Raw genomic sequence first — 25,784 nt, 5'->3', positions numbered from 1 at the left:
GAAACAGGGAGGTGGGGTTGATGACCGCGCTCGTGGCCACCATGCGCAGTGTCCGGGTCTCCCTCACGTCCCGGGCCGTGGCCTGACACCGTCCTGTCCGCCCTCGCTGGGAGCGTGAGCTCGCGGGGCGCCTGCACGAACACCACCTGGAAACGGATCATCATCCATCATGCGCAACTGGATCACGCGCGCTGAGACCAGCGCCGACGTCCCCGCCGTCCGCGACATCAACCTCGCCGCGTTCGCGACGTCTTCGGAAGCCGACCTCGTCGACGCCCTGCGCGCCGACCCCGCCTGGATCGAGGGCCTGTCCCTCGTCGCCACGGACGACGACGGCCGCCCCGTCGGTTACGCCCTGCTGACCCGCTGCCACATCGGCGACGTCCCGGCCTTGTGCCTGGCCCCGTGCGCCGTGCGGCCCGAGCAGCAAAGCAGCGGCGCCGGCTCCGCGGTCATCCGCGCCGCACTCGCAGCGGCCAAGGACAAGGGCGAGCACTACGTCGTCGTCCTCGGGCACCCGACGTACTACCCCCGGTTCGGCTTCGACCGCGCCTCCGCCCACGGCATCGGCCTGACCATCGACGTACCCGACGAGGCCCTGATGGCCCTCACGTTGGACGCCACCCACCCGCTGCCCGGCGGAACCGTCCACTACGCAGCACCCTTCGGCATCTGACCGTCCCGCGGTGCGAGGCCACGGCATCCGGCCTCGCACCGCGACGTCTGCCGGCCTGGTCATCGAGCACCTGCGTACGGCAGGGCGCGGGGTACTCGTCAACGCGGCGAAGCGTTCGTACTGGGCCTCACCGAGCCTCCCCCGTCGACGTCGTCCGCACGGCGCATGCCGCCATGGACAGCAGGAACCCGCCGCCTGGCCACTCGACGGCAGGCAATCAGGGTCATCGGCCGGCTCACGGCCGACGCGGCATGACGAGGGACGCGGTCGGATCAGCCAGGGTCAGCAGGGGTGGCTGCGGCGGCCTGGACGTTTCGCCTCACCTGTCCCCCTCGGTCAGCTCTCCCCCTCGGTCAGCGCCGGCGTCAGCCCGGACCAGGGGTTCGGTGGTTCTCCCGTCACCGGGCCGCACACGCCCGCGCCCCGCTCCTGCGCGGTCCTCAGGGCGAGTGGCACGAGCGGTTCGGGTACGCCGTAGACCAGGTGGCACAGTCGGTCGGGGGGCAGCCGCTCGGTCCACGAGGGGCGGCTGAAGTCCGACACGTACCTCGACCAGGGGCCCTCGAAGGTGACGGTCAGGTCGGCGAGCCGGGCGTAGCCGGGTGCGGGATGGACGCCGGGGTTGAGGACCACGGTGGAGGCCCCGAGCCGGCGGGCGGAGCGGACCAGGCGGCGGCAGTCCGGCAGTGCGTCGGGGGCTGCCGGCACCTGGTCCAGGAAGCAGCCGTCGACGGCGTACCACTCCTGATGCCGGCGCAGATCCGCGGTGATCTCGGCGTGTTCACGGGCTCCGTAGTCCGTGTCGAGGTAGCCGAGCAGACGGGCTCCCGCCGCGCGCAGTGCCTCGGCAGCCTTGACGAACGCCGGATCGGGGGCGCGGCCGGGGCCGTTCGCCGGGTTCAGTACGACGGCGTAGGTGCGCGCGGCGCGCGTGATGAGCCGGTGCCAGGCGCCCGGGTCCTCGGCCGGATGCACGTACAGCGGGACGAGCAGGCTCACCGCGCCGGTGCCCCCTCGGCGCTGCGGGCCCGTGGGCGGACGGCCGCCCACAGTGCCGCCAGGGACGAGTCGAGAGCGTGGGACGGCGACCAGCCCAGGGCGTGGCGGGCGGCGGTGATGTCCGAGCACTGCCACGACACCTGCGCGGAGCGGACGGATGCGGTGCCCTGCGCCTCGTCGATCCGGCCGCGGAAGCCTGCCGCGTCCGCCAGCCCCCGCACGAGGTCCCGCACCGGGCGGGCGTCACCGCCGCCGATGTTCAGCACCGGCGGCAGCGGTCCCGCGGCGGTGACCGCCAGTTGGGCCGCCCGCGCCACGTCGCGTACGTCCACGAAGTCGCGGTACGCGGAGAGGTCACCGAGTCGCAGCGTCGCCGCCGGGTCGTCCCCGGCGCCCGCGAGCAGAGCGGCGACGCGGCCGGGCAGCCCGGTGGGCGGTGCCCCCGCGCCCACCGGGTTCCCCACCCGTAGCACCACCGTGTCCAGCCCGGACGCGGTCACCGCAACCGTGCCCGCGAGCTTGGTTGCGCCGTACGGGCCGGCCGGCCGGGTCGCCGCCGACTCCGTCACCCGTGCTCCGGCCTCGGCGGGCCCGTACTCGGCGGCCGAGCCCAGATGGACCAGGCGGGCCCCGGGCGCCGCGACCCGCAGTGCCGCGCACAGCACGGCGGGACCGCGGGCGTTCACCTCCGCGAGGGTGACGGCGTCGCCCCCGGTCGCGCCCGCGCAGTTGACGACGGCGTCGGGCGCGACCTCGGCCAGGGCCGCCGCCAGGTCCTGCGGACGGTCGGCGGCCAGGTCCACCCCGATGTCGGCGGCGGACGAGCGGCCGCCGACGAGGACCCGCGCGTCCGGCAGGGCGCGCAGGTACTCGGTGATGTGCGTGCCGAGGTAGCCGGTGGCGCCGAGTACGAGGATGTGCATGGTTCCCTCAGGCTCCCTTGAGCAGCAGCGATTTGCGGCTGGTGAACTCCGCGTTGGCCCGGTCGTAGTCGTCGGGGCGGCCGATGTCCAGCCAGTAGCCGTCGAACTCGTAGGCGTGCGGCGGGCGTTCGGCCGCGAGCAGGTCCATCACCAGCTCGTCGAAGCCCAGCGGCAGCCCGGGGGTGTAGCCGTCCAGGGTGGCCCGGGAGACGCCGTAGACGCCCATGGACACCCGGTAGTCGATGCTGGGCTTCTCGGTGAAGGCCACGACGCGGCTGGCGTCGGTGGTCAGCACCCCGAAGTCGATGTGCACCTTGCGGGCGTACGTGGCGATGGTCAGGGGTGTGCCGGACGCCTCGTGCCTGCGCAGCACGTCGGCGTAGTCGAGGTCGGTGAGCACATCGCCGTTCATGACCAGGAAGTTCTCGGGCAGCCGGTCGCGCAGGGTGAGCAGGGGGCCCATGGTGCCGAGCGGGCTCTCCTCGGTGGCGTAGTCGACGCTGAGACCCCACTGGGTGCCGTCACCGACGTAGGCGCGGATGATCTCGCCGAGGTGGCCGATGGCGATGGTGCAGCGGGTGAAGCCGGCCGTGGACAGCTGGCGCAGCACTATCTCCAGGATGGCGTGCTGATCCCCGATGGGGACGAGCGGCTTGGGCAGCGCGGTGGTGTACGGCCGCAGCCGAACGCCCTTTCCTCCGGCCAGGATGACTGCATGCATGACATACCTCCTGCGGGTACGTGCCGGGCGGGTCAGATGTTGTAGATGCCGGTCTTGTAGCGGGCCAGGTTGGCCGGATCGACGAACCACCGGGCGGTTCGCGCGAGCCCTTCCTCCAGCGTGTGGCCGGGCTGCCAGCCGGTCGCCGCGGTCAGCCGGGTCGCGTCGGCGACGAGCCGCATCACCTCGGAGGCCGCGGGCCGCAGGCGTTCGGGGTCCTCGCGGACGTCGAGGGGGGCGTCCATGACCTTGCCGATCAGCGCGACGAGGTCACCGACGGAGATCTCGCCGCCGGTCCCGGCGTTGAAGGTGCGGCCGACGACCTGCTCGGCCGGCGCGGTGCCCACCGCGAGGAAAGCCCGGGCGGTGTCCTCGACGAAGGTGAAGTCCCGGGTGGGGCGCAGGTCTCCGAGCGTGATGGTGCGCTGCCCGGCCGCCACCTGGCCGATGACCGTGGGGATCACGGCGCGCATCGACTGGCGCGGGCCGAAGGTGTTGAAGGGCCGCAGCGTCACCACGGGGGTGCCGAAACTGGCGTGGTAGCTGTCGGCCAGCCGGTCACCACCCGCCTTCGAAGCGGCGTACGGGGACTGCGTGTTGATGGGGTGGTCCTCGGTGATCGGCACGGTCTGCGCGGTGCCGTACGTCTCGCTGGTCGAGGTGTGCACCAGGCGCGGGGTCCGAAGGGCGCGCACCGCCTCCAGCACGTTGAGCGTGCCGGTGACATTGGTGTCCACGTAGCTGTGCGGGGCCTGGTAGGAGTACGGGATCGCGATGAGCGCGGCCAAGTGGTACGCGCAGTCGGCGCCGTCGAGCAGGCCGCGTACCGAGCCGGGATCCCGTACGTCGCCGAGGACGATCTCCACCTGGTCGAGGACGTCGGAGGGCAGGGTCTCCAGCCAGCCGTAGGAGGAGAAGGAGTTGTACTGGGCCATGGCCCTCACGCGGTGGCCGGAGGCGACGAGCGCCTCGGTGAGATGCGAGCCGATGAAGCCTTCGGCTCCGGTGACGGCGGCGAGCGGTGCGGAGGTCAACTCTTGGTCCCTTCGTAGTGGTCGTCAGGCGGGAGACCCGGCGTGGACGGGATGCGGGTCTGCGGTCTGCCAGGGGTCGTTCGCGTGGTCAGGCGTGCGGGGAGGGCCGGCCGAGCAGGCGTATCGCGCAGGCCGCGAGACAGACGGCGGCCACACCGCAGGCGGCCGGCAGTACGGCCGGTCCCGGTGGCAGGTGCAGCAGGGTCACCGCTCCGGCCGCGCCGGCGGCGGCCAGGCAGAGAACGGCGGGCGGCCAGGCCACCCCGAACGCCTGCAGGAGCAGGGCGGTCCACAGGGCCGCCGCGAGCAGGAGAAGGGAGGCCTCGGAGTCGGTGAGCAGGGCCGCCGGCAGCAGCAACAGCAGATAGCCGGACAGGCACAGGCCGAGTACGGCGGCCGAGCGCAGCAGGAAGGTGCCGGGAGTCGCGCTGACGCGTAACGCGGCGACCGACCAGCCTCGGTAGCGGTACAGCAGCCACTCGGCGGGGCCCATGCTGAGGGTCAGTGCGATCACCGCGTACGGCTGCCGCCGGCCCTCCAGCATGACGAGCACCGCCGCGGCGAGTCCGAACAGACCGTACGGCAGGGATGCGCGAAGTCGCGGCCGCCCGGCGTCGGCAGCGGCCTGGCCTGCGCGCCCCGCCCACAGGACTCGTCCGGCGGCCACCGACGTGGCCAGCAGGGCGAGGAGAGGCAACCCGACCCGCAGTTCCGGCCCGGGCTCCCACCACGGGAGTACCGCGGCGCCCGCGATGAGCGGGCTGAGCGCGGCCAGCAGCAGTCGCTCGCGGCCCAGGACGAGCAGCACACTCGCCCCGGCCAGATACAGCGATTGGGCGGCCGCCACGCCGATGGCCGACGGGCCGTCGGCGGGCAGCGCGGCGAGGGCTGTGGCCACCGCGGCGCCCAGTGCGGACCCGGCTAGCAGCGTGCCTGACGCCTCCCGGCGTCCGGTCACCAGTCGCAGGTGCGCGCGATGGCCCAGTGCCTGTCCCCACGCCCACGAGGCGATGCCCGCCACGATGAGCACAGGCGCGTGCCGGTCGATCGGCCAGAGCGGTGCGATGAGGAGGTAGGCCAGGGCGGGGAGCGCGAAGAGCACGCCGCGCAGCAGGCAGCGCAGGGTGTCCGGTCGCCACGGGTCGGTCGCGGGCGGCGGCTCGGGGAACGTCCGGGGCACCCTCTCGTACAGCGCGGTAGCCAGCGAGAAGAGGTTGGGGTGGCCGTACCGCTCCTTGATCAGCGAGGCGGACAGGCCCTCCGCCTCCAGGAGCGCCGCCACCTCGTAGGGATGGACGGCGGGCCCTATGGCGTCGGCGAGTTCGGCGGCGAGCGTGCTGACCGCCGCCTCGTCGGGGCCGTGGCCGGGCAGCCGTATCGCGAGTGTGGCGTCGTCCAGCGCCCAGCGTGGGCGGCGGCGCGGCGGGCGGGGTTCGGCCAGCCGCAGGGCGAGGGTGTCCTGCCCCGCGTCGCCGGGTTCGAGGGATATCGGTCCGCTCATCCGGTGAGGCTCCTCGTGCCGGTGACCGCCGGAGCGGGCAGCACGACTCTGGCGGGCAACTCTGCTTTGCCTGCCGCCAGTTCGTGGTAGATGGCGCGGAAGGTGTCGATGGTCTGCCGCAGGGTGAACTGCTCGATCACCCGCAGCCGTGCCGCCTCGCCCATCGCCCGGCGCCGGACGGGATCGTCCAGCAGCTCCAGCGCGGCGGCGGCCATGGCGGCCGGGTCGCGCGGCGGCACCACGAGGCCGGTGTCGCCGACGGCTTCGCGCACTCCGCCGACGTCGGTGGAGACGGTCGCCCGGCCGCACGACATGGCCTCGATGAGCGTGAACGGGAAGCCCTCGCTGATGCTGGACAGCATCACCACGTTGCCGGCGGCGTAGGCGTCCTTGATGTCGTCGACGCGCCCCTCGAAGGTCACGGCGTCGCCGTGCCCCAGCTCGGCGGCCAGGGCCTCGCAGCGCTCGCGGTACGCCTCTCCGCCCCGGGGCGTACCCCCGAACAACCGCAGGCGGGCGTCCGGCAGTCGGTCCCGGACGAGCGCGAAGGCACGGATCAGGGTCTCCAGGTCCTTGATCGGGTCGACGCGCCCGGCCCAGCTCAGCGTGAGGGCCTCCGGCTCCGGACCGGCCGGCGGGAACGCGGCGGGATCGACGCCGTTGTAGACGGTGCGGATCGACTCCGGGTCGGCGCCGCCCTGCTCCTCCCACAGCCGGTTGTAGCGGTTGCCCGGGGTGATCAGGGCAGCCTGGCGGTAACTCTCCTCGGCCAGCAGCCGGAAGAAGTCCAGGATCACCGCTTTGACGGGCCAGCGGTACGGCGCGGTGCGGTATCCGAGGTAGCGCTCGCGCAGGTAGACCCCGTGCTCGGTGAGCAGCAGCGGAACTCCGTACCGCTCGCGGGCGGCGAGCCCCGGCAGGACGGCGACACCTCCGCTGACGGCGTGTGCGACGCCGTCCTGCGGGGACGGCGCGGCCAGCGGGCGCAACGCGTGTTCGAGCAGGGCGGTGGCGGTGAGCGCGTCGTGCAGGGTCGGCCGCGCCTCGCGCACGGCCAGCCCGGGACGCGTCCATACGGCGGTCAGGACGGCGATCGCCGTGTCGCCCCGCAGGAATGGGCTGAGTTCGCCGTTCGCCGCCGCCCACGCCATGGTGTGCAGGGCGGGTGCGAAGCCGTCCTCGGCGCCGGGGTCGACGAGCGCGGTCAGGAACCGCTCGTAGGCGTCGGTGAGCCTGCGACGGGACCGGCCGCGCGGTGGGCGGCCCTCCGGAGCGGAACCCCACATGGGAACGGACAGGACGTCGCGGACGTGGTCGGGGAGGTCCCACACGATGGGCTCCCGTCCGGTGCCGGTGACGGCGATGACGTCGAACTCGATGTCGGGCATGCCGGTGACGAGCTGGTCGCACCAGACGCTCACGCCGCCGTGACTGTGCGGGTAGGTGCCTTCGGTGAGCAGGGTGACGCGCGCGGCGTCGTTGCGTCGCGCGCCGTGGTGAACGTGCATTGATGTGCTCCACGGCCGAGGTGTGGGGAAGGATGCCGGTCCCGGCCTGCCGACGGGCGGCCGGGACCTCGCTGCCGGTACGCCGGTCAGCTCCCCGCGGGCAGGACCGGCTCGGCCACGCCCTCGGGCACGCGGGCGTCCGGTGCCGGGGCGGTGGCCGACGCGGCACCGCCCGTGCCGGGGGCCGTGGTGGAGGCCGCGGACTGCGGCAGGGTGAGGGTGAGCGGCTCGGCGGCCGGGGCCCACCCGGACCGTTCGCCCGCGTACGCCTCGCCGAAGGCCGAGCCGGCCCGGGTGGTGCCCTCGGGCATGGTGGCGGGGACGGCCACGCCGCCGGGGCTCTCGACGGTGACGGTGTCACCGATCCGGTAGGCGGTGACCTGCCCGTCGCCCACCGCGGCCCGCCAGGAGGCGCGCTGCTTCAGCTCGTTGCCGATGTCCTTCATCCGCAGGTTGACCATCGGCGTGTTCTGCGCGAACAGCGTGTCGTAGGTGTCGAGCACGCCGTCCAGGACCGGGTAGGCGATCCGGTCCTCGGCCAGGTTGGACTGGTGGATGAAGTGCGGCTTGGGGTCGTTGCCGAGGACGTGGCCGAAAGCGATCTGCCGCTCCAGGGGCACGATGTGCTGCGCGTAGCCGGTGGCCGTGTCGAGCGGCGCGGGCAGGCAGGTCGTGGTGTCCGGGTTGTCCTCGCAGATGCCGCTGCCGCCCCGTGCGCGGCTGGTGTAGATCCAGTTGTACTCGTCGACCTGCTCGGCCGCCCGGCCCGCGTTGTAGAAGATGTTCATCGGGTAGCGGGGGACCGTCGTGGCGGGCCCGACCTTCCGCTGGCCGGGCTCACGGGAGTTGTCCGAGGCCAGCCAGCCGATGCCGGTGTCGGCGAGGGCGAGCGCCAGGTTGGGGTTGTCGGCCGGCTGCTGCGGCAGAACCCGCAGCCCGGAGTGCTCGCCGGTCACCAACTCGTCATTGCCCAAAGGCAGTTGAGCCTGCTGACCCCACACCTGGTTGTGGGCGATCTCGTCGGCGACATCGGCGCGGCTGACCCACTTGGTGCTGCCGTCGGTGTTGGTGGCGCACCGCCACGGCACGACGGAGGTGTCCTGTTCGCAGCCGAGGAAGGCGTGTGTGTAGGTGTGGTTGATCCAGCGGAACTCGGCGCGTCCGGCGATGAGTCGGTCGGCCAGCGGGTCGGCTCCGTTGTTGTCCTCGCGGTGGTCGACGCTGCCGGCGCCGTTGTAGGCGAGGTCGAGAGTGAAGTCGCGCTCGCGCTGCCAGGTGACGGCGTGATCGACGTCGGTGGGCGTCATCCTGATCGGGTCGGGCGTGGCGTCGGGGTCGGTGCAGTCCACGTCGCCGGGTGTGCAGTTGAGCGTGGAGTTCCAGCGGTCGTCGGCGGCGAACACGTCGTCGACGTGTACGGCGAAGTAGTTGCGGGAGGCGCCCAGGTGCACTCCGCCGGTCATCCACTCGACGATGCCGCGGGCGAGCAGCCGGAACTGCTGCTGGTACTGGTTGTAGACGAAGGTGACGACGAGTTCACGCCGCCCGTCGTGCCGGTACTCCCCCACCAGCGAGCCCTGCTTGCTCGTGCCCGGGATCGGCGCCTGCACGTAGGGAGTGAAGTCGGCTCCGGCCATCGGGGTCGACAGGAAGGCGTAACTCTCGCCGACGGTGGGCGAGTTGTCCTCGAAGGGCACCGGCCCGTCGAGGTAGTCGAACGGACCCGCCCGCCCGGCGTCCGTCACCCGGGCCTGCACGCCGTCGACGCTGCCCGAGTAGCCGCCGTACACCGGGTACTGGAGTCCGGCCTCGGGGCGGGCGTACGTGTACGCGTCGACCTGCGGGACGTCGTAGGCCTTCTCGTAGGCCACCAGGGCGGCCATCTCGGGCGAGTTCGCGGGGAACGGGTTGTCGTTGGGAAGGACGACCGCCTGGAACTTGGCGCGGTCCCGGCCGTCCACGGTGTCCGCGAGATATCCGGCATCGATCACCGGGCGGCCGGACTGTGTGAGGTCGATCTCCGTGTACGGGGTTCCCGCGGTGTCCAGTTCGGCGGCGATGGCGTCGGTGGCCGGGCCTCCATCGCTGACGACGAGCACCCGCAGGTCGATGCGGGGCGGCGGCGGATCCGCGGCGTATGCGGTCGGTACACCTAAGGCGGCTATGAGCGCGCCCGTCGTGAGCAGAGTGGTGCTCAAGGTCCGCTTCATGCGGTGCTGTCCCCTCCCAGGGCAGGGGCGAGCACGGCTCCGCTGAGCGAACGCACCCCCGCGCGTGACGCCGGCTTCCCCCTCAGAGACCGGTCGTCGACGCATCCGTCGCGTCAAATAGTGAGGTATCTGTGGAGCTTTCGTGGTCTTGCTGCGCAACCTGACGGAAAAACGCAGGTGCGTGGCGAACGGTCCCTCCGGGCCGACGGCGGCCTCGGCGGTGGATCACGGAGGACCGCCGTGGGGCGCTCCAGGCTCTACGGCCCAGGTGGGAGGGGGGAATCCGGCATCCGCGGGCTGCTGGAGAGCTCCGGTTCGACCGCCACTGGTCTGGACCGGTGGGCAGGGATGGCTGCGGGCCGGTTTCAGGTCAACCTCTGCGTCAGTCCATGTTCGAGCTGGACAGAGCTTCGGTGATCATGCGGGTGGCGAAGTCGCGGTCGTCGGTGATCCGGTTGATGTGCTCGGCGAGCAGGAACGCCGTGGCTTCCAGGGGGTTCATCTCGTCCCCGGTCCAGTCGCCGAACTGCTTGCGCCACAGCCCGGGGCTCAGGCCGGTACCGGCCGCGACGACCAGGGCGGCCATCGTGGGAATGGACTCGGCAGGGATGCTCTTGGGCATCATGCGCAGCGAGCCCACGAAACTGGGCACCACGTACTCGATGACGTCCCTGTCGTGGTCCTCGTAGGTCATACGCAGCCACTGCACGAACATGTAGATCAGCGTGCACGCGCCGTCCACCAGGTCATCGACTTCCTCGGGGCCCAGCGACGCGATGAACTGGTCGACCAGCTGCTGCTGTTCGGGGTCGGTCTCGGCCTTGCCCGCGTAGATGGTTCTGAGCCGAGAGTCGATCATCATGAGTGCTGCACCCACATCGCCGACGGGAGCGTTCTCGGGATCGCAGGGCGATGGCACAGGGTTCCTCCTCGGACGACCGTGGGCGACGCAGCGTTTCTGTACGGTAGCCCGCCGACGGGACGCCGTCCTGACGAACGCCGATGGAGATCCTTCTGGGCTACACCCTGCTGACCAAAGGTCGGCAAGGCTCCCACCATCACCTACGACACCAATTCCCCGGCCCGGGACGGGGCAGGCGGATGGTCCGGCCCTGTGCGGTGCCTTCCACCGCAGGTTCCGGGGCAGCTCGGCAGCCGCGTCCACTTTCACCGAGCCGGCCCGCCACCGCGGCCGAAAGCCCGTACAACCCCAGACCGAGGTGACGTGTCTTCACCTCTGACCGGAACGCCTCCGAGCGTTTCTTCCCAACTCGTTCCAACGGGGGAACACATGAGCTTGGCACGCATGTGCACACGCACCCGCACCCGCACCCGCACCCGCCGCGGCACGGCCGTAGCCCTCACGATGCTGATGGCGGCGGCACTCGGCGCCGCCGGCGCCGGGGCGTCGACGGCCGGTACGGCAGCCGCAGCGCCGCAGACACGGCAGATCGCCTCGTCGGTGCTCGGTACCGACTACAAGATCACGCTCACCGCTCTGCGTTCGACGCAGGACGAGTACGCCGCCTCCGTGCGTCTGCAGGTATACACGCAGTCGGACGGCACCTGGAAGGAGTCGGACCGCGTCACCGTGGGCGACGTGGACGGCTGGTTCTGGTTCCCCCTCACCGGCGCGGGCGCCGTCTGCCAGCTCTCCACCGCAAGCACCGAGCCCGCCCCGCTGACGGTGAGCCTGCTACTCACTCCGTCCCTCGGCTGCTCCGAGCCGACCCACTACGTCATCAAGGACGGCCGGGTCTACGCCGACTGACCCAACGCCCCCTCCCTGACCCTGCGGCACTCGTCGATGGCGGTCACCGCGATCCTTTCGGTGGCGGTGACCGCCCTTGAGTGTCGTGTGACGTCGTGAGCGCGTCCCCGGCGGCATCACAGGCCTTCACCGCCGTGCACCGTCTCCCGCGCCGTACGCTGATCGACAAGTCGACGCGGTGCGGACGAGGGGGATGTCTGGTGGGTGTGGCGGACGTGTTCGAGGTGCGGTCTGTCCCGGAGTTGCTCGTCGAGAACTCCTTACGCCATGGCGACAAGGTCGCGTTCGCCGATGACCGGCGCGCGGTGAGCTGGGCCGACCTGGAGCGTCGGACGGCTCGCTTGGCGGTGCGGCTGGCGGTCCGCCGGGGTGCCAGGGTGGCGTTCTGCCTGGACAACAGCGTGGAGGTGGTCGAGGGTCTCCTCGCCACCGTACGGGCCACCGCCGTCGGTGCGCCGTTGAGTTCTCGCGCCACCGACACGGAACTCGCGGCGCTGCTGGCCGACTGTGATCCGGAGGTACTGGTCACCGACCGGCGGAACCTGCCGCGGATCGCCCGGCTGACGGCAGGTCGGAAACTGCGGCTGGTGGTGACCGGCGAGGGCCAACTGCCCCACGGCGCCGCGCGATTCGAGGACCTCGTCGCCCAAACCCCGGCCTCGCCCCCTGACGATCTCGGCCTGGACGAACCGGCGTGGCTGCTCTACACGTCCGGCACCAGCGGTACGCCCAGGGCCGCGGTGTCCAGCCAGCGCTCCGCGCTCTGGTCCTCCGTCGCCTGTTACGTCCCCCGGCTCGGGCTGGCGGCGACCGACCGGGTGCTGTGGCCGTTGCCTCTGTCGCACACCTACGCCCACTCGCTGTGCGTACTGGGGACCACCGTGGCCGGTGCGAGCGCACGGATCACTGCGGCACCGGAGCCGGGCGAACTGGTCCGGCTGGTCGAGGAGTACGCGCCCACGGTCCTCGGTGGAGTTCCCCTCACGTACCGGCAGTTGCTCGATGGCGGCCTGGGGGCAATGCCCGGCTTGCGATTCTGTGTCACCGCCGGCGCCCCCAGCGACCCGGATCTGCGAGAGCAGGTCGGGACACGGTTCGGTGCGCCGCTCCTCGACGGCTACGGCAGCACCGAGACCTGCGGCAAGATCGCGATGGAGTTGCCCGACGGGTCGTCGGGGCGCGGCAGCAGCGGGCCGCCTTTGCCCGGTACGGACATTCGGCTGGTCGATCCAGAGAGCGGACGCACGGTCACCGACGGCGCAGAGGGCGAGATCTGGGTCCGCGGACCTGGCGTCATGCTCGGCTACCACAACCGGCCCGAGGAGACCGCCGATGCCGTACGCGACGGCTGGTACCGGACAGGTGACCTGGGTCGACTCGACGAGCACGGCTGCCTGAGCGTCACCGGGCGGGTCGGCGACCGGATCGTACGCGGCGGCGAGAACGTCGACCCGGCCGAGGTCGAGCAGGTGCTGCGCGGCCTGCCCGGGGTGCGGGACGCGGCCGTGGTGGCGCGGGCGCATCCGCTGCTCGGCGAGGTTCCGGTGGCGTTCGTGGTTCCCGCACAGTCCACCCTCGACACTGCGGGCCTGGTGCGGGCCTGCGCCGCGGTGCTCTCCGCGCACAAGGTTCCCGACGAGGTCCTGTTCACGCCGGCCGTTCCGCGCACCGCTGCGGGCAAGCCGCGCCGGGCCCTGCTGCGCGAGGCCCTCGCCGAGCGGGCGGCCGAGCCGACCCTCGAACTGCTCGCCGACCGCACGTCCGGCGAGCGGCGGGCCGCGCTGACCGACCTGGTGTGTGCGGAGGCATCGGCCATCCGCGGGTCGGCCGCCGATCCCGGCACCGCGTTCGCCGATCTCGGCCTGACCTCCATGGACGCGATGTCCCTGTGGCACCGGCTCAGCCTGCGCACGGGGCTGCGGCTGCCGGCGACGCTGGTCTGGGACCACCCGAACCCGGCCGCGGTCGCCGCCTATCTGGACGCCCGACTGCAGCGGACCGCCGCGCCCACGGCCACCTGCCCGGCCGCGCCCGCGACGGCGGCACCGCAGCGTCCGCATGCCGAGCCGGTGGCGATCGTGGCCGTCGGCTGCCGCTACCCCGGTGGGGTGGTCACGCCCGAAGACCTCTGGCGTCTGACGGCCGACCGAGTGGACGCCACCGGCGACTTTCCCACCGACCGGGGCTGGGACATCGACTCCCTCCACCATCCCGACCCCGACCGGATCGGCACCACGTACGCCCGGCGTGGCGGCTTCCTCGACAACGTGGCGGACTTCGACCCCCTGTTCTTCGGTATGTCGCCGCGCGAGGCGATGGCCACCGATCCTCAGCACCGCCTGCTGCTGGAAGTCGCCTGGGAGACTCTGGAACGCGCCGGCATTCCCGCGCCGGACGTGCGCGGCACGAGCACCGGCGTGTTCGTCGGACTGATGCACGTCGGCTACGGCAACGGCGTCTCGCCGCACGAGTTGGAGTCGCACATCGGCATCGGGTCGTCCGGCAGTGTCGCCTCCGGACGTATCGCCTACGTCCTGGGGCTGCGCGGACCGGTCATGACCCTGGACACGGCCTGCTCGTCCTCGCTGGTCGCGATGGACCTGGCCGCCAAGTCGCTGCGCGCCGGGGAGTGCACGCTCGCACTGGCCGGCGGTGTGACGGTGTTGTCGAGTCCGCAGCCGTTCGTCCCGTTCAGCCGGCAGCGCGCCTTGTCGCCGGACGGCCGCTGCCGGCCGTTCGCCGCGGGTGCGGACGGCACCGCGTGGGGCGAGGGCGTCGGTCTGGTGCTGCTGGAGAAGCTGTCGGACGCCCGGCGCAACGGCCATCCGGTGCTGGCCGTGCTGCGCGGGTCCGCGGTGAACTCCGACGGAGCGTCCAACGGTCTCACCGCCCCCAACGGCGAAGCGCAGCGGGAACTGATCCGGCTGACCCTCGCCGACGCGGGACTGCGGGCATCGGACGTGGACGTGGTGGAGGGGCACGGCACGGGCACCGCGCTCGGTGACCCGATCGAGGCCGGCGCCCTGTTGGCCACCTACGGGCAGGGCCGTGATCCGGACGACCCGGTGTGGCTGGGCTCGGTCAAGTCGAACCTCGGGCACACCCAGGCCGCGGCAGGCGTGGCGGGCGTGATCAAGATGATCGAGGCGATGCACCACGGCGAACTGCCGGCCTCGCTGTACGCGGAGCAGCCCTCCCCGCACGTCGACTGGGCCGCCGGCGCGGTGCGGTTGCTCGACCGGGCGCGGCCATGGCCACGCCGGGAACGGCCGCGGCGTGCGGCGGTCTCGTCGTTCGGCATCGGCGGTACGAACGCCCACGTGATCATCGAGGAGCCGACGGAGGCCGATTCCGGTGGCGGGGCGGGGGTCACCGGGTCCGGGTCCGAGGGCGGAGCCGTGGCGAGCACGGAACCGGGCGTCCGTTCCCCGCACGGAGCCGGCGCGGGATCGGGCGCGGGATCGGAGCGGGCACCCGGCACCGACGTCCTCCCGGCCGCCCCGACCGTGCCGGCGGCCCGACTGCCGACAACGCCCTGGCTGGTCGGCGGCGGCGACGAGGCCGGCCTGCGCGCCCATGCCGCGAAGCTGGCCGCCGCGCTGGCTGATGTGACCGGCGCGTCCGCAGCGCTGGACGTCTCGTACTCACTGGCGACCAGCAGGGCACCCCTCTCCCACAGGGCCGCCGTGCTGGCCGCCGATGCCGAGGGGCTGCTCGCCGGGCTGCGCGCCCTGGCCGACGGTGTCGACACACCGGCGCTGCTGCGGGGCACCGCCCGTACCCGCCCGAAGGTGGCGCTGCTCTGCGCGGGCCAGGGCGGCCAGCGGCCCGGGATGGGCAGCGAACTGCGCGCCGCCTTCCCGGTCTTCGACGCGGCGTTCACCGGGTGGTGCGAGGAGTTCACGCCCTGGCTCGACCGGCCGCTGCTGGAGGTGATCGACTCCCCCGACGCCGCCCTGCTGAATCGCACCGACTACGCGCAGCCCGCGCTGTTCGCCTTCACGGTCGCCCTGCACACGCTGCTCGCCGAATGGGGCGTGCGGCCGGACTTCCTGGTCGGTCACTCGATCGGTGAGCTGGCCGCCGCTCACCTTGCCGGTGTGTTCTCCCGGGCCGACGCGGTCCGACTGGTCGCCGCCCGCGGCCGGTTGATGGCGGCCCTGCCCACCGGCGGCGCGATGATCGCCGTGCGTGCGACGCAGGCCGACGTCACTCGCCATCTCGGTGAGGAGCCCGGCCGGGTGGCGGTCGCGGCGGTCAACGGACCCACGTCGGTCGTGCTGTCCGGCGCCGAGGACGCGGTGACCGCGCTGGCCGCCGCCATCGGACGCCCGTCCCACCGGCTACGGGTCAGCCACGCCTTCCACTCACCGCTGCTGGACCCGATGCTGGCCGAGTACCGGGCGGTCGCGGAGACGGTGACCTTCCAACGGCCGTCCGTTCCGGTGGTGTCCACGCTGACCGGCCGTCCGGAGCAGGACGCGCTCACCGACGCCGAGCACTGGGTACGGCAGGCGCGTGAGACGGTTCGGTTCGCCGACGCGGTGCGCTGGCTGGCCGGCGAAGGCATCACGGCGTACGTCGAGGCCGCGCCTTCCTCCTCGCTCGCAGTGGCGGCAGAGGACTGCGTCGCGCCGGACGCGGGCGCGGTGTTCACGTCGTGCCCCGATCCGCGTACGGCAGTGGAGGCGCTGGCCGCGCTTCATGTGCACGGGGTGCCGGTGGACTGGCGGTCGGTGTACGCGGGCAGCGGTGCAGGTCGGCGTGCGCTGCCCACCTATCCCTTCCAGCGACAGCGCTACTGGCTGAACGCCGTCCGGCATCGCACCCCGTCCGGTCACCCCCTGATGGGCCTGCCGCAGCACGATGCCGACGGGCCCGGGATCCGGCACACCGCCGTACTGTCCACCACGTACCACCCCTGGCTCGCCGACCACGCGATCGGCGGCCGGACCGTGGTGCCCGCCACCCTCTTCGCCGAACTGGCCTGCCGAGCCACCGGCACCCCCGGCGCCGTCCGGCTGGCCGAACTGGCCTTCCACGAGCCGCTCGTGCTGTCCCCGGCGGATCGGATACAGGTGCAGGTGGTGGCCGGAGCACCGGACGCAGCGGGCGGGCGCCCGGTCACCGTCTGGGCCCGCACGGCCGGCACCACGGGGCCGTGGAGCCGGCATGCCACCGCGACGACCGCGCCGGCCCAGGCTCCGCCCACCGAGCCGGGAGGGGCGTGGCCGCCCGCCGGCGCCCAGCGGACAGCCGTCGACTATCCGCGCCTCGCGGCGAACGGCCACCACTACGGGCCGGCCTTCCGCGCGGTGCGCGCCCTGTGGCGCCGGGACCAAGAGGTCTTCGCCGAACTGGCGCTGTCAGCTGCTGAATCGGCAACAGCCGAGTCGTACACCCTGCACCCCGCTCTGTTCGACGCGGCGCTGCATGCCGCGCTGCTGGCCGAGGAGCCGGGCGCGCGAACGCGTGAGCCGCGGGCCCCGCTCGCCTGCACGGGCCTGACGGTGTACGCCACCGGTGCCTCGGCGGCGCGGGCCGTCGTACGGCGCCTCGGTGAGGACGAGTTCCGGGTCACCCTCACCGACCCCGCCGGTCGGCCCTTGGCCGCCGTGGAGTCCATGGTCACCCGCGCGATCCCGACGGCCGCCGCAGCGCGAGCCGAGACATACCGCCTCACCTGGCGGCCCGCGGCGCCGGTCCACGACGCGAGCACGGAGCACGAACTCCTCGACGTGGCCCGACTCGCCGCGGCCCTGCCCGCGGACGCCACCCCGCCCGAACGCGTCCGTGAGCTCCTCACCGCCGTGCTGGAGGCCGTACGCGAATGGACCTCCGATGCGCGGCCGGGCCGTCTGATGGTGCTCACCCACAACGCCACCGGCGACGACCCGGACCTCGCCGAGGCCGCGGTCGCCGGGCTCGTGCGCAGTGCCCAGTCCGAGCACCCGGACCGGATCGTGCTGGTCGACCGGGGTGGACTTCCGGGCTCGCCACGGGACTTGGAAACCGCATCAGGGGACTTGGAGACGGCGCTGCGATCCGGCGAGCCACAGGTTCGTGTGCGCGACGGTGTGGTCCTGGTGCCCCGCCTGATCCTCACGGATCCGCCCACCACCGAGCCGCCCGCCCTGGACCCCGAGGGGACGGTGCTCATCACCGGCGGCACAGGTGCGCTCGGAGTGAGCCTCGCGCGGTATCTGGTCGCCGAACGCGGGGTACGGCACCTCCTGCTGACGGGCCGCAGCGGACGCGTCCCGGACTGGGCGGGCGGTCTGCCGGCGAAGGTGCGCGTGGTGACGTGCGACGTGAGCGACCGCGCGTCCGTCGAAGCCCTGGTCGCCTCCTGCCGACCGGCGCCGACGGCGGTCTTCCACCTTGCCGGGGTGGTGGACGACGGCGTGGTGGACACGATGACCGGGGACCGGCTGGCGGCCGTGCTCGCGCCGAAGGCGGACGGCGCCTGGCATCTGCACGCGGCGACGAAGGACCTCGGTCTGTCCGCGTTCGTGCTGTACTCCTCGGCCGCCGGAGTCCTGGGCCGGCCGGGCCAGTCGAACTACGCGGCCGCGAACGGCTTCCTCGACGCGCTCGCCCGGCACCGCGTGGCGCACGGGCTGCCCGCCCAGGCCTTGGCGTGGGGTCCGTGGACCACTGCGGACGAGGAAGGGATGGCGGCCCGCGTCGCGCCCGCCCGCCTCGGCGAGGGCGGCGTGCTGTCCGTCACCGAAGGGGAAGGCGTACGACTCCTCGACGCGGCCATGCGCCTTGCGGAACCGGTGCTGGTGCCGATCCCGTTGGACCTCGCGGCAGCGGGCGGCCCGGCCGCGCCGTCCGTCCTCGCGGATCTGGTGGCACAGCGTACGGCTCGGTCGGAGCGGTACGTCCCTGACGTACCGAACCCTGGGACTGCTGAGGCTGAGGGGGACGTCAGGGCTGCGGCGCCGGCGCCCGGCGCATGGCGTGAGCGGCTCGCCGTCGTCGCCGCGGCCGAACGTGAGACCGTCCTGGCCGAGCTGATCCGCGTCGAGGTCGCCGCGGTGCTCGGCTTCGCCGACCCGGCCTCGCTCCCCGCCGAACGGGCCTTCAGCGAGCTCGGTTTCGACTCGCTGACTGCCGTACAGCTCCGCAACCGCCTCAGCGCGTTCACCCGCGTGCGCCTGGCTCCGACCGTCGTGATGGAGTTCCCCACGCTGCCCGAGTTGGCCGCGCACGTCCACGCCGCTCTGGTCGAGGCGGGCGCGGTGCCGCAGGACAGTTCCGAAACACCAACTCCGGCGGCAGACCGGGCGGACAGCTCAGCGGAAGCGCACGACGTAAGGGACGCGCACGACCCTCACTCCACGCCCTCCTCCCCCTTCCGGTTCAGCGCCCTCTACCACCGAGTGCTGTGCGATCAGGGGCCGTTGGAGGCGATGGGTCTGCGGCATCTCGCGTCCCACGCCCTGCCGACCTTCTCCGAGAAGGAACGCACCCGGCATGCCGTCCCGCCGGTCCGGCTCGCTCACGGCGGCGGCACACCGCTGGCGTACATCCCGGACTACCTCTCGCCGCTGCACCGCGAACCCACCGCTCTGGCCGAGCGGTTCGACGGCGAGCGCGACCTGTACCTGCTGGAGCATCCCGGATTCGGGACGCGCCGGGCCGTCCCGGACGGCATGGCCACGCTGGTGCGGACGCACGCCGAGACCGTGCGGGCTCTGCCCACGGACCGGGCACCGGTGATCGTCGGCTACTGCGCCGGCGGCGCGATCGCGCACGCCGTTGCCCGTCGTCTCGCGCACACGGGACACCCGCCGGCCGGTGTGATCCTGATCGACTCCCATGCCGGACTGATGCGCCGCAACGACCCTCGCGGGCTGGCCCTGGTGTCCGCCGGCGCCGCTCTGCCGGACGACGTGGTCGACCAGTTGGACGACTCGTTGCTGATCACCGGGGGTGGCTACGCGCGCGTGCTCGAGAACTGGCAGCCCGAACCGTCGCCGGTCCCGACCCTGTTGCTGCGTGGCCGGCCCACCCCGCACATGCGGCAGACGGCTCCTGACGGGGACTGGCAGCCCCACTGGCCGCTGTCCCACGACAGCGCGGACCTGCCCGGCGATCACTTCTCCGTGCTGAACCGCGATGCCCACGACACGGCAGCGGCGATCCGTGCCTGGCTGACCGGATGACCACGAGCACCCACGCCCCGATGACGACGCACACCACCACTGCAATGGCCATCACGAATGCCTGGCCGCGTAGCCATAGTCGAGAACAGGAGCCCTTCGATGACCTCGGACTACGACCTCGTCGTCGTGGGCGGCGGGCCGGCCGGCTCGACCGCCGCGACGGCCGTGGCCCTGCGCGGGCACCGGGTGCTCCTGCTGGAGCGCGAGACCTTCCCCCGCTACCAGATCGGCGAGTCGCTGTTGCCCGCCACCGTGCACGGGCTGTGCCGCATCCTCGGAGTGGCCGACGAGGTCGCGCGAGCCGGCTTCACCCTCAAACGCGGCGGGACACTGCGCTGGGGCCGCGCCCCTGAGCCCTGGCAGTTCTCCTTTTCCATGACGCCCCGCCTGCCCGAGCCCACCGCGACGGCCTTCCAGGTGGAGCGCTCCCGGTTCGACGAGATCCTGCTGCGCAACGCCGAACGCGTCGGCGTCGACGTGCGCGAGGGCAGTCCCGTACGCCGCGTTCTCACCGACGGCGAGCGGGTGCACGGCGTCGATTACACCGACTCCGACGGGACCGCGCGCACGGCGCACGCCAGGTTCGTGATCGACGCGTCCGGCAACACCAGCCGGATTCACCCTCACGTCGGCGGCGCCCGCGTGTACTCCGACTTCTTCCGCAACCTCGCCGTGTTCGGCTACTACGCCGGCGGCCGCCGCCTCCCCGAACCGAACAGCGGCAACATCTTCTGCGCCGCGTTCGACGCCGGATGGCTCTGGTACATCCCGCTGCGCGACGACCTCACCAGCGTCGGCGCCGTGATCTCACCCGAGCACTATGCGGCCGTCCAGCATGACCCGCGCGGCGCATGGCAGGACATGATCAAGGCGTGCCCGGAAGTCGACCGCCTGCTGACGGGCGTACCGGTCGCGACCGAGCCGCCGTACGACCGGGTGCGCGTGCGCAAGGACTACTCGTACTGGAAGAAGTCACTGTGGACACCGGGCATGGCCCTCGTCGGAGACGCCGCGTGCTTCGTCGACCCGGTGCTGTCCTCCGGAGTCCACCTGGCGACGTACGGCGCCCTGCTGGCCGCCCGCGCGGTGAACTCCGCCCTGGACGGCAGCGTCCCCGAGGTGCGCGGCTTCGCCGAGTTCGAGGCGCGCTACCGCCGTGAGTACGGCGTGTTCTACGAGTTCCTCATCGCCTTCTACGACATGGAGCGCAACGAGCAGTCGTACTTCTGGTCGGCGAAGAAGGTCACCCGGGTCGACCTGGACGAAGTCGCCGCCTTCGCCGAGCTGGCCGGCGGCGTGGCCTCCGGCGACACAGCAGTGATCGCCGCCGGCCACGCCCACTGGAGTGCCGCGTCCGCCGAACTGAACAGCGCGGTGGACCGCCTGGCGACCGGCGACGACCGCGTGAACCCCCTGCTGGCCACCCAAGTCGTCACCGACACCTTCCGCACCGGCAATGACCTCCAGGAACAGGCCTTGTACGGCAGTCCGCTCGACGAACCGGGCCCGACCACCCCTGAGGGACTCACCGTCGCGGCGGACGGCCTGTCCTGGGTCTCATGACGCGCACGGGAGGGCGGCATCGGATCAGTCAGCCGGTCCAGCCGCCCCGTGTCCCCTCAGCGGTCGATCGCCGGCACCCCGTCCAGGCCCGTCTCGCGCATGATGCGGTCCACCGTCGCGTGCAAGGAACTCCCTGCGCCGATGACGGTCTCGATCCCGTCGGGCAGCAGGTCCCGCTCGCGGTACCAGTCGCGCAGGTGCTGGTCGGTGACCTGGGCCAGCAACGCCGGATCGGGCTTCGTCGCGTGCCGCACGAGGGTCTCCTGCAACGGCACGTCCAGGTAGTAGCAGCGCGTGGTACCCCGGTGGTCGTGGATCAGGTCTGTGAGCATCGGGCCGTACCGGTCGGCGTTCAGGATGCCCTCGACGACCGTGTGGAACCCGGCGGACAGTGCGTAGCGGGCCGTCATGTCGATCAAGCCGATGTTGGCGGCGCCGGGGCGGTCGCGCTCGCGCAGCACAATACGGCGCAGGTTGTCCTGGCCGACCAGGGCCAGGTTGCGGCCGAACCGCTCGCGCAGGCCGGCCGCCACGGACGACTTGCCGGAGGCGCTGTTGCCGCGCAGGACGACCAGCCGGGTTTCACCCGTTCCCACCATCACGACGGCCACGCTACCGACGGCTACCGCCGCGGCGCACGCACCAGGGATTCGGGCAGGTAGCCGGACCGTACGCCCAACTGCCAGCCGTGTGCGAGGGAGGCCAGCGCGGCCAGCGCCACGACACCCACCGGCAGCAGACTGCGTGGGGCCGGGTCGCTTCCGACGTTCACCCGGTGCGCCACGAGCCGCTCCTCCAGGGCACGTTCGAAAGTGACCTGGTCGTCGTCGAGAAGAACCCGCAGCAGCCGCTGGTCCGGCGTCGGCGTCCCGCCGGCGTCGAGTTGCCCGGCCGCCCGCGCACGGGCCTCCGCGTCCGGCTTGCACAGCGGGACCGGGCCGGGCAGCGCGCCGGGCACCGGCCCGTGCACGACGGTCAGGTAGGCGCACAGCGCGTCCATCTCGGCGAGGTCGGCGGGCGCGGATACCGACTCCCGCTCCGAGTACGGGATTCCGTCACGGACGGCGGGCGCGTAGTCCTCGTGCAGCAGCGGGCCGATCACGCGCTCCCGCTGCCATATCAGGCCACTGGCAACGCACAGGGCGAACGCCTGGACCCAGGTCCGGGCCGTGGTCGCCGGAACGGCGGGTTCGCTGCGTTCCCGGTACCGGATGTCCGCGTTGCTGAGCGTCTCGCCGACGAGAGGGAGGGGAATGTCGAAGTCGCCGTTGGGGAAGCAGCCCAACGTCAGCTCCCCCAGGGCGCACTCCGCCGCCGTGAGCAGGACAGCACGGGATCGCGGCTCGTCGAGGGCGGGGTCCTGCAGGGTGCGGGCAGCGGCGAAGTCGAGCAGATCGCCGCCCATTTCACGCAGACTCCGGCGCAACGGCCGACCGTCGTGTCGCATGGCCGATGCGTGACCGAAGGCCGTGTGGGCCCCGCGCTCGAGGGTGTTCTCGATCCGCTGCTCGGCGACTTCGTGACGTGCGACTTCCTTGATCCTCATGTACGTCATCCTGGCAGCACCCACTGACAGTGCGGGCACGCGTACGTGCGGACGGGAGCGGTACCGAAGGTCACCTTGAGACTCCTCGTCGGCCCGAGGTCACCTGTCGTCGGTTCAGTTCGGCAGGATCCCGCCCTCGACCTCGCGCCAGAAGTCACCAACCCGTGCGTTGAACACGTCCGGGGACTCCTGGAACGGCTGATGCGCCTCCCCCGCCAGGATCTCGAAGCGGGCGCCAGGGATGACGTCGGCCACGGTCCGTCCGAACCGCGGCGGCGCGGCGATGTCCCGTTCGCCGGCCAGGACGAGGGCCGGTGCCGTGATGCCGGGAAGCCGGTCGAGTGTGTCGTGGGGCATGAACGCCTCCAGTTGACGCTGGAAGGCCTCGGCGGACTGCGGGTACGGGAAGGCGAGCGTTTCCTGGATGAACCGTTCCACCGTGCCGTCGGCGTGGGCGCGCGGCGTGTAGATCCACAGAAAGAACGCCTCCAGCATGGCGCGCTCGTCCGGCGCCTGTGTCACCAGCCACCGCCAGAAGCGGGCCATGCTGGTGAAGTACGCATCCGCTCGTGCCCACGTACTTGTGAGGACGAGGCTGCGGACAGCTTCCGGGTGACGAAGCGCCAGCTCCTGCGCGATCGCGCTGCCGCCCGAGAAACCGACGACATGCACCCTGTCGATCTGGAGAGCCCGGAGCAGTTCCGCGGCGTCGTCGGCCATCATCGCCACGGACATGGGCCCGTCGGGCAGCGGGGTCCGCCCCGACCCCCGGTTGTCGAAGGCGATGACCCGGTGCCGGTCCGACAGCCCGTCGAGCTGCGCCTGCCACGCCTCCGCGGGATCGCTCAGCCCTGCGATCAGCAGGACACCGGGCCCCTCGCCCCGGCTCTCGGTCCAGATCGTGGTTCCGTTGGCTTCCACGTACGCGCCCATGGAGAACACCTGCCCCAGGACACCGACGCGGTCACGGCACCGGCCCCGGCTGACCGGAAATTCCCCTGGCCGGCGGCAGGGCAGCGTGTGTGACGGCATTGCCGGGGCATTCGGTCTGCCGGGAGGTCTCCATGGACACGAGTGCGTTGGCACGTACGGGACGGTTCCGGGCGGAGCGGGCAGCGCGGGGTTCGGTCACCGAGGGAGCGGCGCGGGCGGGTCTTGCCGCCCGGGGAGTGATCTATCTGCTCGTCGGTGTGCTGGCGCTGCAGATCGCCTTCGGCAACACCGGCGAACAGGCCGACCGCGGCGGGGCGTTGGAGGAACTGTCGCACAGGCCATTTGGTGCGGTACTGCTGTGGGCGCTGGGCATCGGCCTCGTCGGGATGGCCCTGTGGCGGCTGTCCGAGGCGCTGTTCGGTTCCGTCGGCAAGGACGGCCGCAGCGCGCGCAAGCGACTGCTGGCGACCGTCCGCTTCGCGTTCTACGTCTTCGTCGCGTACTCGGTGCTGTCCTTCGCGGCGACCCGGAACCAGAGTGGTGGCGGATCCAGTGACCAGCAGTCACGGGACGCCACCTCCAGGGCACTGGAGATGCCCGCCGGCCAGTGGCTGGTCGGCGCGGCCGGGATCGCCGTCGTCGTGGCCGGCGGCTGGATCGCCGTACGGGCCATCCTGCGCAAGTACCACGACAAGCTCAAGCTCGGGCAGATGAGCCGCCGGGCACGACAGCTGGTGGACGTCACCGGTGTGGTCGGTGGTGTGGCGCGCGGGCTGGTGTTCGCCGTGGCGGGTGTCTTCGCCGTCCGTGCGGCGATCGATTACGAGCCCGACCGGGCCAAGGGGCTGGACGACACTCTGCGTACATTCGCCGACACTCCGCTCGGCCCCTGGCTGCTGGCCTGCGTCGCAGCCGGTCTGGTGCTGTTCGGTGTGTTCTCGTTCGCCATGGCTCGCTGGCAACGTGTGTGAGCGGCGTCGTGCTGGAAACACGGAGCAGATGAGCGATTCCGAGATTCCGAATGGCGACGGCCGGCCCGTGGACGCGTACCTGGACCTCCTGCGCATCCGGATGGACACGGAGGACTACCGTCTTCTGCGGCGCCTGGTGGAACCGGTCCTCCAGGCGATCGCCGAGGAGCGCCTCTCCGGCCTCGACGTAGCGCTCGACTCCGGGGGCGGCGAGGAGCTGCCGCAGGAGGTGCGCGACGAGGCCGCCCTGGTGATCGCCACCGCCGTCACCGGCCGTATGGACAACGAAGTGGTCGAGATCGACGTGGACGACACCGGCCCGGTCCGGATCGTCACGGACGCGACCACCGCCTCCGACCCCGACCGCCTCAGCGAGATCGCCGACTACATCAGGGAACGGCACAGGGAGACAGAAGAGCTCCGGGGAATTGCCGAGGCCAGCGGGCTGCCCACGGACTTCTGAGCGGCGGCGGCAGCGGCGGGCACCGTCCGATCGGGCCATGCCCGTCGCACCGCCGCACGGTCCCAGAGCGGCCGAGTACGCGCATTACGAGGTAGGTGCGCTCGGCTCCGAAGGTGACCCGCTGTCGCCACCCGTGCCCAGGACGCCGCGTCCGACGACGAAGAGCCGCGCACACCTCTGTGCCATGGCCTCCGGCGTCTGGTCGGGGTGGTTGATCCACCAGCGGACCAGGGCCGTGCAAAGGCCCCTCCAGGCATGCTTGAGCGCGTCGGCGTCGAGCGGATCGCCGGCACCGTCCGCGTGCACGAGATCGGCGGTTCCGATCGCCGCCAGGTCGTCGATGGCGCCGCGGTAGTACGCCGCGCGGTCGGCGGCGTCGCTGTCGGGCGGGAGTGACGCGTCGTACAGGACGAACCACGCCTCGCGCTGCCCGTCCAGCGCCGTGAACAACCCGTGCAGCACACGCAGGGGCGCGGGCGGCCCGTCCGTGTCGCCCGCAGTCATCGCGGCGCGGATGGCTTCGAGCAGCCGGTCGCCGATCGGCTTCAGGCAGGCGAGGTAGAGATCCTGCTTGCTGCCGAAGTACTGGTGCACCAGCGGTTTGGTGACGCCCACGCGCGCGGCGACGGCCGCCACGGTCGTGGCTTCGTAGCCATGACGACCGAACTCCTCCGTGGCCGCGGCGAGGACCTGCCGTTCGCGCGCGGCCCGTGGCACGCCCTTGGTACCGGCCTTGGAGTTCAGTCTTGTCATGGGCTCTAATTTACCCTACGGTAATTTACCGTAGGGTA

General features: G+C 72.2%; 18 protein-coding genes. 6 read left to right on the top strand and 12 right to left on the bottom strand.

The genetic code is table 11. From position 1 onward, the window contains the following. The first annotated feature begins 169 nt into the window (after positions 1–169). Complete coding sequence (locus ACZ7L5_RS18635) at positions 170–676, top strand: GNAT family N-acetyltransferase (protein ID WP_471517852.1); 507 nt, start codon at positions 170–172, stop codon at positions 674–676. A gap of 336 nt (positions 677–1,012) precedes the next feature. On the opposite strand, the gene ACZ7L5_RS18630 is transcribed toward ACZ7L5_RS18635, so the two are convergent. The 8 genes from ACZ7L5_RS18630 to ACZ7L5_RS18595 all read right to left on the bottom strand — a co-directional run bounded on the left by ACZ7L5_RS18630 (position 1,013) and on the right by ACZ7L5_RS18595 (position 10,491). After that, positions 1,013–1,675 (bottom strand): spherulation-specific family 4 protein, encoded by a 663-nt coding sequence (locus tag ACZ7L5_RS18630; RefSeq protein WP_471517850.1) that lies wholly within the window; start codon positions 1,673–1,675, stop codon positions 1,013–1,015. Next, positions 1,672–2,598 carry an NAD-dependent epimerase/dehydratase family protein gene (locus ACZ7L5_RS18625; protein WP_471517848.1) on the bottom strand — a complete coding sequence of 309 codons (927 nt, stop codon included), beginning with the start codon at positions 2,596–2,598 and terminating at the stop codon, positions 1,672–1,674. Before ACZ7L5_RS18625 ends, ACZ7L5_RS18630 begins: the two co-directional genes overlap by 4 nt. A gap of 7 nt (positions 2,599–2,605) precedes the next feature. Continuing rightward, on the bottom strand, positions 2,606–3,319 hold the full coding sequence (locus ACZ7L5_RS18620; RefSeq protein WP_471517846.1) for a nucleotidyltransferase family protein: 714 nt from the start codon (positions 3,317–3,319) through the stop codon (positions 2,606–2,608). Between the two features lie 32 nt (positions 3,320–3,351). After that, complete coding sequence (locus ACZ7L5_RS18615) at positions 3,352–4,353, bottom strand: GDP-mannose 4,6-dehydratase (protein WP_383240731.1); 1,002 nt, start codon at positions 4,351–4,353, stop codon at positions 3,352–3,354. A gap of 88 nt (positions 4,354–4,441) precedes the next feature. Then, the gene (locus ACZ7L5_RS18610) at positions 4,442–5,854 is read right to left on the bottom strand and encodes a hypothetical protein (protein WP_471517844.1); all 1,413 of its coding nucleotides are present in this window, start codon (positions 5,852–5,854) and stop codon (positions 4,442–4,444) included. Continuing rightward, positions 5,851–7,362, bottom strand: a complete 1,512-nt coding sequence (pelF, locus tag ACZ7L5_RS18605) for a GT4 family glycosyltransferase PelF (protein WP_471517842.1) — start codon at positions 7,360–7,362, stop codon at positions 5,851–5,853. Before pelF ends, ACZ7L5_RS18610 begins: the two co-directional genes overlap by 4 nt. An 86-nt stretch (positions 7,363–7,448) precedes the next feature. Further along, the gene (locus ACZ7L5_RS18600) at positions 7,449–9,572 is read right to left on the bottom strand and encodes a hypothetical protein (protein WP_471517840.1); all 2,124 of its coding nucleotides are present in this window, start codon (positions 9,570–9,572) and stop codon (positions 7,449–7,451) included. A 382-nt stretch (positions 9,573–9,954) separates the two neighbouring features. Further along, entirely contained in the window at positions 9,955–10,491 is a 537-nt protein-coding gene (locus ACZ7L5_RS18595) for a hypothetical protein (protein WP_471517838.1), read from the bottom strand. A gap of 387 nt (positions 10,492–10,878) precedes the next feature. Here ACZ7L5_RS18595 and ACZ7L5_RS18590 point away from each other — a divergent pair, with 387 nt between their 5' ends. The 3 genes from ACZ7L5_RS18590 (at position 10,879) to ACZ7L5_RS18580 (ending at position 21,080) form a co-directional block, all read left to right on the top strand. Beyond that, a complete protein-coding gene (locus tag ACZ7L5_RS18590; RefSeq protein ID WP_471517836.1) occupies positions 10,879–11,343 on the top strand; it encodes a hypothetical protein in 465 nt (154 codons plus the stop codon). A gap of 95 nt (positions 11,344–11,438) precedes the next feature. Next, positions 11,439–19,517 (top strand): SDR family NAD(P)-dependent oxidoreductase, encoded by an 8,079-nt coding sequence (locus ACZ7L5_RS18585; protein ID WP_471517834.1) that lies wholly within the window; start codon positions 11,439–11,441, stop codon positions 19,515–19,517. Positions 19,518–19,616: 99 nt separating this feature from the next. Continuing rightward, a complete protein-coding gene (locus ACZ7L5_RS18580; RefSeq protein WP_471517832.1) occupies positions 19,617–21,080 on the top strand; it encodes a tryptophan 7-halogenase in 1,464 nt (487 codons plus the stop codon). Between the two features lie 56 nt (positions 21,081–21,136). On the opposite strand, the gene ACZ7L5_RS18575 is transcribed toward ACZ7L5_RS18580, so the two are convergent. From ACZ7L5_RS18575 to ACZ7L5_RS18565, 3 genes are all read right to left on the bottom strand, one after another. After that, a complete protein-coding gene (locus ACZ7L5_RS18575) occupies positions 21,137–21,679 on the bottom strand; it encodes an AAA family ATPase (RefSeq protein WP_471518126.1) in 543 nt (180 codons plus the stop codon). Between the two features lie 23 nt (positions 21,680–21,702). Continuing rightward, complete coding sequence (locus ACZ7L5_RS18570; protein ID WP_471517830.1) at positions 21,703–22,626, bottom strand: immunity 49 family protein; 924 nt, start codon at positions 22,624–22,626, stop codon at positions 21,703–21,705. 114 nt (positions 22,627–22,740) lie between these two features. Next, positions 22,741–23,559 (bottom strand): alpha/beta fold hydrolase, encoded by an 819-nt coding sequence (locus ACZ7L5_RS18565; RefSeq protein ID WP_471517828.1) that lies wholly within the window; start codon positions 23,557–23,559, stop codon positions 22,741–22,743. Between the two features lie 131 nt (positions 23,560–23,690). Here ACZ7L5_RS18565 and ACZ7L5_RS18560 point away from each other — a divergent pair, with 131 nt between their 5' ends. After that, positions 23,691–24,530, top strand: a complete 840-nt coding sequence (locus ACZ7L5_RS18560) for a DUF1206 domain-containing protein (protein WP_471517826.1) — start codon at positions 23,691–23,693, stop codon at positions 24,528–24,530. 28 nt (positions 24,531–24,558) lie between these two features. Then, on the top strand, positions 24,559–24,993 hold the full coding sequence (locus ACZ7L5_RS18555) for a hypothetical protein (protein WP_328877190.1): 435 nt from the start codon (positions 24,559–24,561) through the stop codon (positions 24,991–24,993). Positions 24,994–25,077: 84 nt separating this feature from the next. Here ACZ7L5_RS18555 and ACZ7L5_RS18550 read toward each other — a convergent pair whose 3' ends face one another. Then, positions 25,078–25,746: a TetR/AcrR family transcriptional regulator gene (locus ACZ7L5_RS18550; protein WP_471517824.1), complete on the bottom strand. Its 669-nt coding sequence runs from the start codon at positions 25,744–25,746 to the stop codon at positions 25,078–25,080. Positions 25,747–25,784 lie beyond the last annotated feature (38 nt).

The organism is Streptomyces sp. NPDC107528, from assembly GCF_055639295.1.
This window is presented reverse-complemented; position numbering and strand designations above follow the sequence as displayed.